This window comes from Pyxidicoccus caerfyrddinensis (assembly GCF_010894405.1).
GTDB classification, from domain to species: Bacteria; Myxococcota; Myxococcia; order Myxococcales; family Myxococcaceae; genus Myxococcus; species Myxococcus caerfyrddinensis.
In genome coordinates, this window is record NZ_JAAIYA010000004.1 from 395,090 (window position 1) to 408,172 (window position 13,083).

The 13,083-nt window shown below is 70.0% G+C and carries 12 protein-coding genes; 2 read left to right on the forward strand and 10 right to left on the reverse strand.

The features are described 5' to 3' along the window. Position 1: 1 nt before the first annotated feature. From G4D86_RS12035 to G4D86_RS12055, 5 genes are all read right to left on the reverse strand, one after another. Positions 2-1,858, reverse strand: a complete 1,857-nt coding sequence (locus G4D86_RS12035) for a caspase family protein (protein WP_163992856.1) — start codon at positions 1,856-1,858, stop codon at positions 2-4. Then, entirely contained in the window at positions 1,855-3,219 is a 1,365-nt protein-coding gene (locus G4D86_RS12040; protein ID WP_163992858.1) for a sigma 54-interacting transcriptional regulator, read from the reverse strand. The genes G4D86_RS12035 and G4D86_RS12040 overlap by 4 nt, the downstream gene beginning before the upstream one ends. Positions 3,220-3,225: 6 nt before the next feature. Beyond that, entirely contained in the window at positions 3,226-3,627 is a 402-nt protein-coding gene (locus G4D86_RS12045) for a hypothetical protein (RefSeq protein ID WP_163992860.1), read from the reverse strand. Between the two features lie 63 nt (positions 3,628-3,690). Further along, on the reverse strand, positions 3,691-4,527 hold the full coding sequence (locus tag G4D86_RS12050; protein ID WP_163992862.1) for a formylglycine-generating enzyme family protein: 837 nt from the start codon (positions 4,525-4,527) through the stop codon (positions 3,691-3,693). Further along, complete coding sequence (locus tag G4D86_RS12055; protein WP_163992864.1) at positions 4,503-5,651, reverse strand: serine/threonine-protein kinase; 1,149 nt, start codon at positions 5,649-5,651, stop codon at positions 4,503-4,505. The genes G4D86_RS12050 and G4D86_RS12055 overlap by 25 nt, the downstream gene beginning before the upstream one ends. A 293-nt stretch (positions 5,652-5,944) precedes the next feature. Here G4D86_RS12055 and G4D86_RS12060 point away from each other — a divergent pair, with 293 nt between their 5' ends. Further along, positions 5,945-6,397 carry a hypothetical protein gene (locus tag G4D86_RS12060; protein ID WP_163992866.1) on the forward strand — a complete coding sequence of 151 codons (453 nt, stop codon included), beginning with the start codon at positions 5,945-5,947 and terminating at the stop codon, positions 6,395-6,397. A gap of 71 nt (positions 6,398-6,468) precedes the next feature. Continuing rightward, positions 6,469-7,134 carry a hypothetical protein gene (locus tag G4D86_RS12065; protein ID WP_163992868.1) on the forward strand — a complete coding sequence of 222 codons (666 nt, stop codon included), beginning with the start codon at positions 6,469-6,471 and terminating at the stop codon, positions 7,132-7,134. Positions 7,135-7,238: 104 nt separating this feature from the next. Here the strand turns inward: G4D86_RS12065 and G4D86_RS12070 are convergent, their stop codons facing one another. The 5 genes from G4D86_RS12070 to G4D86_RS12090 all read right to left on the reverse strand — a co-directional run bounded on the left by G4D86_RS12070 (position 7,239) and on the right by G4D86_RS12090 (position 13,068). Further along, positions 7,239-7,883 carry a hypothetical protein gene (locus tag G4D86_RS12070; protein WP_163992870.1) on the reverse strand — a complete coding sequence of 215 codons (645 nt, stop codon included), beginning with the start codon at positions 7,881-7,883 and terminating at the stop codon, positions 7,239-7,241. A 37-nt stretch (positions 7,884-7,920) separates the two neighbouring features. After that, a complete protein-coding gene (locus G4D86_RS12075) occupies positions 7,921-8,460 on the reverse strand; it encodes a papain-like cysteine protease family protein (protein WP_163992872.1) in 540 nt (179 codons plus the stop codon). 135 nt (positions 8,461-8,595) lie between these two features. Then, positions 8,596-9,300, reverse strand: a complete 705-nt coding sequence (locus G4D86_RS12080; RefSeq protein ID WP_163992874.1) for a trypsin-like serine peptidase — start codon at positions 9,298-9,300, stop codon at positions 8,596-8,598. Positions 9,301-9,401: 101 nt separating this feature from the next. Then, positions 9,402-11,735, reverse strand: coding sequence for a hypothetical protein (locus G4D86_RS12085; protein WP_240360202.1), 2,334 nt, complete (start codon positions 11,733-11,735; stop codon positions 9,402-9,404). A 133-nt stretch (positions 11,736-11,868) separates the two neighbouring features. After that, the gene (locus G4D86_RS12090; RefSeq protein ID WP_163992879.1) at positions 11,869-13,068 is read right to left on the reverse strand and encodes an RICIN domain-containing protein; all 1,200 of its coding nucleotides are present in this window, start codon (positions 13,066-13,068) and stop codon (positions 11,869-11,871) included. Positions 13,069-13,083: the final 15 nt, after the last annotated feature.

Consider the following 13,083-nt stretch of genomic DNA (forward strand, 5'->3'; position numbering starts at 1 on the left):
TTCACCGCTTTCGTCGGCGGGATGCAGTGCCAGACGGCTTGCGCGTCTTCGTCTTCGCCGCGTGGGACTCTCGCGCATCGAAGACGAAGACACTCCCATCCGCGCACCCCACGAGGATGCTGTTTCCATCCGCGGAGAACGCCGCGGCTGTGACGTCCATGGAGGGCTGCTCGAACACCGTGAGGGGCGCGCCGCTGGAGGCATTCCAGAGGCGCGCGGTGCCGTCACGGCTGCCGGTGAGCAGGCGCCGGCCATCCGGAGAGAAGGCCACCGCCGTCACCTCGCGGGAGTGCCCCTCTAGCGAGAAGGCGCACTCACCCGTCCGGGTGTTCCAGACGCGGGGGACCGTCAAGCGATTATCCGGCGTCAACGGGTCGCCTCCTCCTCCCCCGCCCGCCAGCCACCGTCCATCCGGCGAGAAGGCCAATCTCCGGAACGAACCGGCGGCCCGTTTGGGCACAGGAAGGTCCCTGAGAAGTTCCTTGGTGCGGACGTCCCGGAGCAACACCTTTCCTTCGGTTCCCGCCGTGGCCACGAGATTCCCATCCCGGCTGAACACGGTGCAGACCACGTGCCCCTTGTGCCCCATGAGCGCCACCTCCCAGTCGGAGCGCTCCAGGTTCCAGAGGAGGGCGTCACACCCCATGCTCAAGGCGACGTAGCGGCCGTCCGCGCTGAAGGCCACGGAGAAGACGGGGAGTCCCTGCGCGGGAAATTCGACGGCGGGCTTGTCCGTGCCCACGCGCCACAGTGCGGCCAGGCCGTCCCCGTCCTCCCACACCGTCGCGATGGCCGTGCCATCTGGAGCGAGGGCAGCGGCTACCACAGGCCATGCGTGGGGATACGGATTGCCGTACGGCTTGCCCGTCTTCGCATCCCAGAGCAGCACCGTGCCGTCCTCGCTCGCAGTCATCCAGCGGGAGCCGTTGCTCGACGCGACGATGTCCCGGACCATGCCCGTATGGCCCTCGAGCTGGCGGACCTGTCCGCTCTCGAGCGCTTCCGGGGACGTGAGCTGGGAGCGGTCGGCAATCGCCAGGTCCGCGTCACACACCTCCATCTCAGGAACCTGGAGTGGCTCGATTTCGTCACCCTCCCCCTGCCACCGCGCCCTCAGCTTCTCGGTGACGTAGGTCGCCAACCTGCCCGTGGTGACCAACTGCGTCGTCGGGTCCACGGCCTGCTTCCGGAGCCCCTCCAACACGAAGTACGTGAAGGCGCCATGTCCGAGGCTGTCGGGCTCGTTGGCAATCTGCCCGTCGCTGCAGCTGGCGAGCACCACGATGCCCTGTGCATTCAGATAGGCGCCGCGCATGAACCCCGTATGGACATCCTTGTCGGGGACCGCGCGTCCAGTCTCACCGCTCTGGCAGGCATCCAGCAGCAGCACCAGCCGGCGGGAGCGTCCCTCCAGCATCAGCTGCTTCACCTCCTCCACGGAGAGCGCCTGGGCATATGCGCCCTGCTTCCAGTGCGTGTCGGCCAGCAGGAGCAGGGTCTGCCCGTCCTTCAGCTTGCCATGGCAGGAGAAGTGGACGAGGACGAGGTCCTCGGGCTTTGCCTTGCGAACGAGCGCCCGGAGCTCGCGGACCACGTTCTCGCGCGTGGGCTGCTTCGCCGCCTCGTTCCCGTCCTGGAGCGTCTGGACGCGGTAGCTGTAGGCGCCCAGCACCTTCTCGAGCTGCCGGACATCGTTGACTGCGTACTTGAGCGGGGGCAGCGAGCGATGATTGTACTTGTTGACGCCAATCAGCAGCGCATGGCGTCGCGCGACGGGCCCCAGGAAGGTCTCGACCTCGCCCTCCTCCAGGTCCTCGAAGGGATTGTCTGCCGCGCGGGCGGTGGTAGGTCGACTCATGGCGTGCGCGCTCCCCTGCCCCCGCCGTCGGGGCGGAAGGCCTTCACGTCGAGACGGTGGTACTCAATCCAGCGGTAGACCTGCTTGCGCGAGCGTGACATGGCCCGCGCGACGTCGGCCACCACGCCCCGGTGCTGCCGCAGCAGCTCCTCGAGCCGGGCCCTGTCGGGCGGAGGCTCCGGCGCTTCTTCATCCCGAGCGTCCGAGAGTTCCTCGGCCACAACGGGAGCTGCGGACTCCGCTCCGAGACTCGAAGGAGGCGTGAGCCGCCCCTCGACCAGCGCCAGCCCGTAGGGGCCGGCCCCGCCCTGGATGCGGAAGAGCTTCGCCAGCGCGAGCAACTCGCGCACGTTGAACGGCCACTCATACAACAGCAGCCGATCCACCAGCTCCGCCTCCAGCCTCGGCGCTGGTGCCCCGAGCGCGTGGGCCAGCAGCAGCGGCACGTCCTCGCGGCGCTCTCGCAGGGGCGGCAGGTGAACGGGAAACTCGGCCAGGCGCGCGTAGAGGTCTCCCCGGAACGACTGCCCGGCCACCGCCGCGCGCAAATCCTTGTGGGTGGCGGCGACGATGCGCACGTCGCACGGCTGGGGCGTGGTGCCTCCCACCGGGAGCACCGCACGCTCCTGGACGGCCCGCAGGAGCTTGGGCTGCAAGGCCGCGGGCAGGTCGCCCACCTCGTCCAGGAAGAGCGTGCCACCGTCGGCGGCGCGGAACAGGCCCGGGCGCGCCACAGCCCCGGTGAAGGCGCCCGCCAACTGTCCGAAGAGCTGGCTCTCGGCCAGGCTCTCGGTGATGGCGCTGCAGTTCACGGGCACGAAGGCCCCCTTGCGCCCGGACATTTGATGCAGCGCCCGCGCGGCCACCTCCTTGCCGCAGCCGGTCTCCCCCAGCAGCAGCACGGTGGCGTCGCTCGGAGCCACCTGGGCGAGAACGGCGCGCAGGCGGCGCGCGGCCACCGAAGTCCCGAGCAGCTCGGGCACCGGCGCGTCCCCGAGCCCCTCGGGCTCCACGCGGACCACCAGGAGCGAGTCCCCCACGGAGATGACGTCGCCATCCACCAGGGGCGACTCGGTGACGCGCTTGCCATTGACGCAGGTGCCGTTGCTGCTGCCCTCGTCCACGAGACGCAGACCGCCCAGGGGGCTCCGGTGGACGCTGGCGTGTCGGCGTGAGAGCCGGGGGTCTTCCGGCAGGCAGATGCCCTGCTCCACCTCCCGGCCGATGAACAGCCCGTCGCGGCCGGGAGTGTAGCGCCGGGGCGGCACCAGCAACTCCTTGCCCGAGAAGACCAGCACCAGGGAGGCGGTAGCCGGCGGCCGGGAGACGCGGACGGGCGGCTTCTTCTCGGTGGTGTTCATGTCAGGTCAGGTGATGGGGCGCTCGGTCGGGTCCGGTGGAGGCTCCCGGCCTCCGATGAGCTCCGCCAGCTTCGCCCGAGTGAGGACGCTCTTGGTGGCCACGACGTGGATGGAGCCCTTGGAGCCATTGTGCAGGAAGGCGCCCTCCTGGGGCAGCCGAACCACGCTCCCGGCCTTGACGCCGAGCTGCTTGATGGCAGCCATCAACGCAATCCGGACGACGCGGGACTTCGCGTCCATCGACAGCACGTACACGAGCGCCCGGTCCTTGGGGAGCGCGCCCTCCACCGCGTAGTAGGTGCGCTCCCCCAGGTTTTTGGCCTTACCCGGCTCCATGCGCAGGAGACGTCCCTTCGCCCCCAGGTACTCGATTGCCCATTGAAGCTTCTTCGGTTCGTCGCTCTTCATACCCCCTCCTCATCTCGAAAAGTGTATCGGCTTCCAGCGCGTGATGGCCACAGGCCTCACGCTTCAATCCGAAGCACAGCGAAGGCCCAGCCCCGCCATCACGCCCCCTCGCTTCCAGCGGCTGCGCGTGGCCGAGCGGGAGAGGAGCGCATCCGACTGATATGAGCCGCCCCGGAACAGTCGCAGGTCCTCATGGATGGGGACGTCAGGCTCGGGGGCACGGGGATTCAGGCACTCGCCACAGTCTTCGTAATAGGGCCGCGTGAAGGCGTCCCCCACCCACTCGGCCACGCTGCCAGCAAGGTCATGGATGCCCTCGGGCGTCACGTCGTCCGGGGCCGAGCCCACGTCCACCAGCGTCGAGGGAAGGTACTCGCAGCCCGCCCCGGGCTGACGGCCGAAGACGATTCCTTCGCACCGTGGCGGCGCATCTCCCCAGGGATACACGCGGCGCGCGACACCGCTCGCGGCAAGCTCCCACTCGGCCTCGGTGGGCAGGCGCTTGCCGAGGAACCGGCAGTAGCGCGAAGCGCCATCCCATGTCACCTGGACCACCGGCTTGTCCTCCATGCTAGGCCGCACGGCGAAGTGGCCCTGCGCGGCGGGCGCGATGCCGCTAGCCCCGGGATGGAGGTCCGCGAGCAGGAGCCCGGAAGAGCGCTCGTAGACGAAGCGCGGACTGTGGTCGTCCCGGTCCTCGCGGACTTCCACCGACGCCACCATCCCTTTGAGGAACGCGGTGAACTGGCCCTGGGTGACCTCGCGCCGGTCCAGTTGGAATGGCGAGAGCGTGACATCATGGGCGGGCAACTCTCGCTCCAGGCGCTTGCGGTCGTCGGGAGTGCAGCCACCGGGAGCGCTCGCGCACCAGGCCTCTAGCTCCTCGGGCGTGCTGCCCATGCGGAAACGCCCCCCGCCAGCCACACCATTCCATCCAGCGCCGGAGCCCGGGGCTGCTCGGGCTTCCTCGTGACGACCCAGGCCGCCGGAGCCGCGAGGAGCACCACGCCCACGGCCGCACCGACCCGTCCGCCGGGCCAGCGGCGCGAGGGCGGAGGCAGGCTCGCGGGCGGAGGCCTCCGCTCCGCGACGGTGGGAAGGCCATCCCGCGTGTCCGGCCCACCGGGGGGCCTCGCGAGCTCCCGTGAGTCGGGGCCAGGCGCCTCCACGAAGACGCCTCGCTCCAGTTGCTGAAGTGCCTCCGCCAGCTCCACCATGCGCGGGCGGCGGGAGGGTTCCTTCGCCAGCATCCGGCGCAGCAGGGCTGGGAGCTCGCCGGGGAGTCGGAGCCGCTCGGGAAGCGGAGGCGGCTCCTGGAAGAGGTGCTGCCGCATGACGGCGGTCGGCTCCCCCTGGAAGGGAGGCCCGCCCGCGAGCAGCTCATACAGGACGACGCCGAGCGCGTAGACGTCCGCGCGGTCGTCGAGGTCGTCGCTCCCCGCGCACTGCTCCGGTGCCATGTAGAGCGCCGTCCCGAGCACGACACCCTCGGTGGTCCGCACGCTCCCATCGCCCACGAGCCGGGCGATGCCGAAGTCGAGCAGCTTCACCCGCTCGCCGCCTGCCGCCTCCTCGTCGCGGACCAGCATCACGTTCTCGGGCTTGAGGTCGCGATGGATGATGTCCCGGGCATGCACGGCGCAAAGCGCGGCGGCAATCTGCCGGGCGATGCGCAGGGCCGTGCCGACCTCCAGGCTCGGGCCCCCGCGAGCGAGCCGCTCCCGGAGCGACTCACCTTCGACCAGCTCCATGAGGATGTAGGGCTTCCCCGTGGGGAGCTCACCGAAGTCGAAGACGCGCACCAGCCCGGGATGATGCACGAGGCTCACCGCGCGAGCCTCGTTGAGGAAGCGCGACCGCGACGAGGCCCGGCCCGACAGGTCCTGGAGGACCTTCACGGCGGCGCGCTGCCCGATGGCCTCGTGGACGGCCTCGTACACCACGCCCATGCCGCCGCGAGCGAGCTCCCGCGTGATGCGGTACTGGCCCACCAGGGCCCCCAGGAGTGCATCGGGTGGATTCAATTTCGCGGCTCCCTCCAGTGCCTCGGCATCTCGTCCAAGCGGCGCCGAATATAGCGGACGCCAGGACCCGCTGCGTCCGGACAGGCCGCCGAAGCAGCGCGGCGCCCGGATCCACCTCCTTCCCGTGTGACAGCGCGCGCGGCCCGCGGGCGGTCACACCCGACGGAGCCCCTCGCGGACGGGCCTTCGCCTCACGCCCAGAGGGAAACAGGCGCGAGAAGCGCGGCGGCACACGGGGTGCACAAGGGGCCGGGCGACGCATCAGCGTCGAGCACAGTCATCCCGAGGAAACAATGAACCGTCACACCCGTACCGTCGTTGCCTCGCTGTTCGCCCTCTCCACCTTCGCTGGCTCCGCGCAGGCGCGCAGTGTGTCCGCCTTCAGCGGCAAGCCCACCAACCCGGCCGACGCCACCTGCTTCTCCGAGTGGTACGGCACGCTCACCAACAACTGCTCCGGCACCCGCGTCCTCGAGTTCCCCCTCCCCATCGACACCTCCGGCTCCTACTGGGGCTACGTGAATGCCTACGGCGCCACCAGCGCCAACAACGTCGGCTGCCAGGTGTTCGGCCTCGACAAGGGGGTCAGCCTGGTCTGGGGCGGCTCCATCATCTACCTGCCGACCTTCGGCGCCTCCGCGGGCATCGAGCTGGGCCGAGCCTACGCGCCGGACCTCGGCACGCTGAACATCGCGTGCTGGGTGAACCAGGGCGGCCGCGTGAACAGCGTGAGCTGGGGCCTGTAATCCCACCGGGCCGCCGCTGTCCTCTCTTCACGGGCAGCGGCGGCCCCTCTTCTCCCCGAGGGTACGTCCCAATGAAGACCTGGCATGTCCTGGTGGTTGGCACCCTGGCCGGTGCGTGGCTCATCGCCTCGTTCGTCCAACAGCAGCACGCGCATGAGGCGTTTCAAGCGCTGTCCACCCGGGTGGAGCTGCTGGCCACCGAGCGACGAGAGGTGCCCCCTCCGCGCGAGGACGTACCCACTCCGGTCGTCCGCGAGGTCCGGGTCGAGGTGCCTGCTAAGACGCCCACCGCCCCCACGCCCGTGGCCGAGCAGCAACCCCTTCCCGGCCCCGTCTCCGCGCCCAGGCCCGTTCCGGTGGAGGTGGTGAGCGAGCGCATCGAAGAGCGCTTCGGCACCGAGCCTCCCGATACCGCCTGGGCCCGCGACGCGGAGCACACCGCGGAGGGAGGCGTGCGAGCAGCGCTTCCGGACCATTCCCTGCTCCGGTCCGTCGAGTGCCGCGCGAGCATGTGCCGTATCGAGACCGAGCACGGAGACCCCGAGCGCTCGCAGACCTTCGTCCGCACGGCGTTCATGACGCCGGGACGGCAGGTGTGGAACGGGGGCTTCCTGTCCATGCGCTCGGAGGACTCGGCCGATGGCAAGGTGGTGATGGTCACCTATCTGGCTCGCCAGGGCATGGAGCTGCCCATGAACGAGCTGCTTGCTCCCGTGGACGGCAGCAGCGGCCGGTGAGGACGGGCCTGGACGCGGCCGGTCCTTCCCCCAAAGCACCACGGCCCGTCCGGAGGACTTCCGGGCGGGCCGCGGGCACTCAAAGACAGACAGACGTCACATCATCAGTTGCGCAGCATCTGCCGCGTGGCTTCCTTGAGCTGCTCCATCAACTCCGGCTGACGCAGCTCCGTCAGGTCGCTGCGGATGGCGGCGTTGAAGCTCCAGGGGTGGCTGGAGAGGTAGAACAGCTTCTCCGCGCCGCCCTGCTCCACCAGGAGCAGCTTCGCCTGGGTCTGCGCCTGGATGACGACCTTCAGCCGGGCGCCGGCCTTCGCGTGCCGCGCCGTCAGCCCGGCGAGCGCCGGGCCCAGGTCGGACTGCCCGAAGCCGGCGAACTGCCAGGTGCCGTCGAGCTTCGCCAGCCACATCACCAGCCGCGCCTTCCCGTTCACCAGCACTGGGTAGTACAGCTCCTCCATCGGCGTCAGCAGCGGGGCAATCTTCTTGCCCGGCGCGTACGCCTCCAGGCCCTTCGGGTCCAGCCGGTACGCCTCGATGGGCGCACCCACCTGGAGCTTCTGCAGCTCACCGCGGTCCTGGATGCCGAACTCCGCCAGGCCCGCGGCCTCGCGCTCCAGGATGCGCTGGACCTCCTTGAGGCCGAAGGACACCTGCTCGTCGATGCGCGCCTGGTCGGCATCCGCCGCCAGGGAGGAGGTGCCCGCCATCAGGACCAGGGCCACACACGTCGAAACGAAAGACTTCATCGCGTTCATGGGATTCACCTGTGGTTGCCTGAAGGGGCTACTTCCGGATGTTCCAGACGGTGTGCGTCCAGTTCCAGCTGCTGTTGTTCTTGAAGTACGTGTACGTCACCCACGAGGAGGTGGAGCCCGTGCCCACCGGCAGCGGGTTGTTGTACTTGACGTACTGCCCCACGTCGTCAACGCCGCGCATCACCATGATGTGACCGCCACCGCTCGTCCAGCCGATGCGAGGAATGAAGGGGCGGTTGTTTGTGTAGACGTCCGAGAACGACTGGGCAAACGTCAGCGGCGCGTAGTTGACGCTGCACAGGTAGCCCATGGCCTGCAGGCCCGTACACGTCTGGTCAATGGAGGCCGTGGGCGAGTTGGGACACGTCGTGGAGCCGAACTCCTTCTTCACGATGTCACATTGGGTCCAGAAACTGTCGCCCCAGTACGTGGCGACCATGTCGATGGACGCCGCATGGCACCACTGGTCGTACTGCTGGGCAATGAGTGTCACGGGCCGGTCAACCCACGAGGCCGAGGCCGCGCCAGACATCAGCAGGCTCGCAAGTAGCAACTTCTTGTTGAGCATGGTTCCTCTGGAAGGAGGCTCAGGGCGCAAGATCGCGCCAACCAACTCTTACTCCTCACCAAAACCATTAATCAATGTAAGACATGCAAATTCAGAATTAACGGTTTTTTGTACATCTGCCCGGTCACCCGTCTGTTACCCGGCGAGTGAGGTCGCAATCAGCGTGTCGATGATCTTCGCCGTCTGCGCGAAGATTGGCGCCGCGATTCCGCGGAGGGTGCCGTCCACGTCTCCCGTCCCTGTGACAACGCCGATGGAGCTCCACGCGGAGTGCTGCTCGACGAGCACGGGGCCGCCACTCATCCCGGCGGCGGTCGCATCCACCGGGTAGTACAGGGGCGTGTACTTCTGCTTCTCGGCCGTCACGGCGCTGCAGTACACCCTGCGGTCGTCCACCTTCACCCTGGCGCTCACGCCTCCGGCGATGGTCGCGGCCACGCGGAGCGTGTCGCCGACGACGGTCAGCGACAGGGGCTCATTCGCACCGCCCGCGCCTTCCTGGAGGACCATCACCCCGAAGTCGAGCGCCGGGTTGTCCGGGTGCTTGTCGTAGTCCGGGGCAATCGCGTACCGGAGGCTGCCGTTCTCACGCGCCGCGATGGAGTAGACGTCGCGGTCTCCGTAGACGGTGAAGTGCACCTCCTGCAGTCTCGGATTGCGCAGGTAGACGAGGTTGTGCGCGGCGGTGAGGACGAGGTCCCTGCGGTCCGGATACGCCGCCGTCTTCAGGAGGTACCCGGAACCGACCCACTTCTTCAGCTCTCCGCCGTCCTCGTAGAAGATCTCCAGGACGCCGACGACGGTGAACGGATACTGCTTGGGAGCGAGAGCGGGAGCCATGGAGGGGTTCCTTGCCGGAAGAGGGGTTCCGGGGGAACCGGATGCTCCCCCACCCTCCTGACGGTGGACGCGGGCGCCTGTGAAGTGGAGCCCGGGGGCGCTCAGCCCCAGGGCGCCGCCATCAGCGCGCCGAAGCGCATGGCCAGGTCCGGGCGCCGGATCATCACCTGACCCCAGGCGTTGCACTCGACGGTCCAGGTCTCCACCGTCAGCCCGTGCGCCGCGAACAGCGCCAGCACGTCGGCGCCGCCGCTCATGGCCTTCAAGAGCCGCACGTAGTGCATCAACGTGGCGAGCCGCGCGCCCTCCAGGACGACCTCGTCGTCGATGGGCAGACCCGGCACGCCCGGGAGCGGAAGGGCTGTCGTCACGGGCGGGAGCGACGCCAGGAGCTTCGCGGAGTGGACGCGCGCCTCCTCGGCGCGGCGCTCGGTGTCGAGCCGGGCCGCCTCGGCCCGTCGCTCCTCGTCCCTCCTCCGCGACTCCTCTACCTTCCGCCGCAGCTCCTCCTCCCGCGCCCGCTCCGCGTCCTCGCGCAGGCGCTCGAGCCGCTCGCGCATCAACCGCACGTCGACGTGGAGGTCCTCCAGGAAGTGGCGGTGGTAGCTCGACTCGCCCTCGGCCGGCGGCGCGGCGAGGACCCGGCGCTCGAAGTCCGGGAACCAGGCCAGGAAGCGCTCCGCCTCGGGAGCGAGCGCGTCCGCCCCACTGCGCAGCTCGCCGGACAGCACCGCCGCCGCGTACGACACGGCGAGCGACGTGGACCGGGGCCACGCGTCCACGCGCGACTCCGCCGCGGCCCACACGCGCGCGAGGCGCCGGGGCAGGTCCTCCACCTTCATGGGAGACTCGCGGACCAGGTCGTTCACCCGCTCCGGCAGCCGCGTGGGCGCGTCCACGCGCCACCAGGTCTCGAAGCGCGCGACGGGGTCCGGCTCCGCCGCGCACTGCCGCTCCCACAGCTCCCGCCGCCAGGGCTCGAAGGTGGTCAGCAGGTCCGCGCGCTCCTCCGGCGACTCCTGGAAGCGCCGCCACACGGCCTCGATGAGCTCCTCGCGGCCGGAGATGCCGCTCCAGGACCTCACCGCCGCCGCCAGTGGGCCCAGCAGCCGCTCCCTCGCGGGCGGCGCCCAGACCGCCATGAGCAGCCGCGCCGCCTGCCCGTTCGCGGACTGCCCCCACCGGTCCATGCGCCCCGTCAGCGACACCAGCGTGTCGAGCAGCGGCTCCGCGCAGGCCTCGTCGCGGGACCAGATGTGGAGCAGGGGTGTCTCCCCGGGCCCCGCCAGCGAGAGGAACCGCACGAACTCAGAGCCGCGGAGCAGCCGCGCCCGCTCGGGCGGCGTGGCCCGCGCGAGTGCCTCGGCGGCGGCGGACTCGAAGGCTCGTACCGCCTCCGAGCCCCCGGCGTCCGGCGCGGCGGCGGCCCATTCCAGGAAGCGCAGCGCGTCTTCGGCGGGAAGCTCGCGCAAGGTGCTTCGCGCCCAGGTGGCCCAGCGCGTCTGGTCCTCCGCCGGCAGCTCCGCGAAGGGCTTCCCGGTCGCCCACCTGTGCAGCTCGCTGGCGAGCCCGCCCTTCACCCGTGCCGACACGGAGAGCAACACGCCCAGCGCGCCCGGAGGCCCGGACGTGGACAGCCGCTTCAGCACGTCGCGGGCGAAGTCCGCGTCGCCGCTCGCGGACAGGCGGTCCAGGAGCTTCGCGGAGCCCCGCGCGGCCAGCCTGCGGCGGGCCTCGGAGGCCACCCTCGCGTCGGGTGAGTCCAGCGCGGCGAGCAGCCCGTCCTCGTCCTCCAGGCAGAGGGCGCACTCGAAGCGCACGTCGGCCTCCGGGTGGTGCAGCCCCTTTCGCAGCGTGAAGAGGATGTCCACCTCCGGCTCCCGTCCCGCGGCGCGGACCCAGGCCACGGCGGCGCGGGCCTCGTGCTCCGGGTACCGGGCGGCGATGACGCGGGCGCTCTGCTGGATGCGCTCGCGCCCCTGCCTGGAGAGCCGGACATACGGCCACACCCGCCACCGCGTCAGGGCCAGCGCCGCCTCCAGGCCGAAGCGTCCCTCGTCGTGCAGGCAGGAGACCGCGGCGGACACCTGGGCCGGGGAGGATTCTCCCCGGTTCACCGCCGCGAGCGCCTCGAGCCCGCGCAGCTCCTCGACGGGACTCCCGTCGTCCCCGGCTTCGAAGGAGGGCACCCGCCAGGGAAGCCACCGCGCCCACAGGTCCTCCACCTCCTCCGGGAAGCCTCCGAGCAGGAGGTCCGGCTCCCAGCGGCGCACGTCCTCCAGGAGGCGGCGCACCCCGGTCCACAGCGTGGCGTATTGAGCCTCCAGGTGTTCCGCCTGCGACGGCGCCAGCGCCTCCAGCCGCTCCATCAGCGCGAAGCGGTCCACCCCTGCGTGGAACAGCATCCGGGCGGCGCCATAGCGTTCGGGCGGCACGGGGCCGCAGCCGCACTCCGGGCACGGAAGGCCCGGCGCGTTGAACCGCGTGCAGGAAGGACAGCGCGCCCTCGGGCCCCGACGGGCGCCATTCTCCGTGAGGAGGACCATGGGTGCTGTCTACACCAGCCCGCTACGGACAGGGGCTCACGGGGATCACCTTCCACAGCTGTCCCGACACGAGTGCCTTCTTCGCGAGGATGGGCGCGTTGTTCTTGCCATCGTTGATGATGTCCAGCGACAGCGCTTCCCCCTGCGCCAGGTTCGTCAGCCGGACGGCGCCGTTGACCTCCGGCGTCACCCGCCACAGCTGCTCCGGGGCAGCGGCCGTGTTGACGAGCAGGGGCCGGTTGCCCGCGGTGTTGGCCAGGGACAGGCCAACACCGCGCCACTGGGTCACCAGCCTCCAGGTGCCGTTGGCCTCGGGCATCAACTTCCACAGCTGCCCCGAGACGACGGCCGTCTTCGCGAGGATGGGCGTGTTGTTCCTGCCGTCGTTGATGATGTCCAGCGACATCCCCTCGCCCTGCCAGAGGGTCGTCAGCCGGTAGTGACAGCGGAGGTCGAAGCCGGCCGTCACGGAGGACGACTGCGGCGTCGGCTGCGGCGGAACCGGCGTCTGCGCGACCTGCCACACCTTCTGGAGCATCGCCAGCGAGGTCGGGTCATGCCGGGTCAGCTCGTCCCGGTTGAACGGGAAGTAGTCGTTGCGGCCGAAGAACGCCTCGGTCGTCTCCGCGAAGAACTCGCCCGCGTTGTTCATGCCGTAGGCGCGCTCGAACGTGTTGGGCAGCCCGGGGCCGTTGAAGCGCTCCACGCGGTCATAGGTCTTGCTCGCGGTGGCACGGTCGAAGGCCGCCTTGATGTCGGCGTTCCCATCGCCCAGGACCTGGTTCTGGTACGCGTGGGACAGCTCGTGCAGCACGAACAGGGGCATCCGCTGCGACTCCGCCTCGTAGACGAGGACGTTCGAGATCTCGATGCCCCGCGCCATCGCCGGGTTGCGCCCGTTCTGGCTCAGCCAGATGGGACTGGTGTGGTACTCGGCCCTCGGCGGCTGGCCGGCGTACGGCGGCGACAGCCACAGCGTCACCTTGCGCAGCTGCGCCACGGGCCCGGCGGGGACGAGCCGGACGATGTCCCTCAACTGCCCCGTCAGCAGCGCGACGGCCTTGTCCGTCGCGGCCTTGTTCGTCGCCGGCAGGCGGGTGTCGACATTCACCGTCCAGCCCTCGATGGACTGGGTCTGGTAGGTCGGCGTGGCCGCGAAGGCGGCGACAGGGAGTGTCAGGAACGCCAGGAGCAGCAGGGACAGCCGTTTCGTGTCATTCATTGTCAGGTCCTCTCG

Coding starts and splice junctions, on each gene's coding strand:
- G4D86_RS12035 (WP_163992856.1), bottom strand. CDS start 1,858: ATGAGTCGACCTACCACCGCCCGCGCGGCAGACAATCCCTTCGAGGAC.
- G4D86_RS12070 (WP_163992870.1), bottom strand. CDS start 7,883: ATGAAGTCTTTCGTTTCGACGTGTGTGGCCCTGGTCCTGATGGCGGGC.
- G4D86_RS12045 (WP_163992860.1), bottom strand. CDS start 3,627: ATGAAGAGCGACGAACCGAAGAAGCTTCAATGGGCAATCGAGTACCTG.
- G4D86_RS12075 (WP_163992872.1), bottom strand. CDS start 8,460: ATGCTCAACAAGAAGTTGCTACTTGCGAGCCTGCTGATGTCTGGCGCG.
- G4D86_RS12050 (WP_163992862.1), bottom strand. CDS start 4,527: ATGGGCAGCACGCCCGAGGAGCTAGAGGCCTGGTGCGCGAGCGCTCCC.
- G4D86_RS12090 (WP_163992879.1), bottom strand. CDS start 13,068: ATGAATGACACGAAACGGCTGTCCCTGCTGCTCCTGGCGTTCCTGACA.
- G4D86_RS12060 (WP_163992866.1), top strand. CDS start 5,945: ATGAACCGTCACACCCGTACCGTCGTTGCCTCGCTGTTCGCCCTCTCC.
- G4D86_RS12040 (WP_163992858.1), bottom strand. CDS start 3,219: ATGAACACCACCGAGAAGAAGCCGCCCGTCCGCGTCTCCCGGCCGCCG.
- G4D86_RS12080 (WP_163992874.1), bottom strand. CDS start 9,300: ATGGCTCCCGCTCTCGCTCCCAAGCAGTATCCGTTCACCGTCGTCGGC.
- G4D86_RS12065 (WP_163992868.1), top strand. CDS start 6,469: ATGAAGACCTGGCATGTCCTGGTGGTTGGCACCCTGGCCGGTGCGTGG.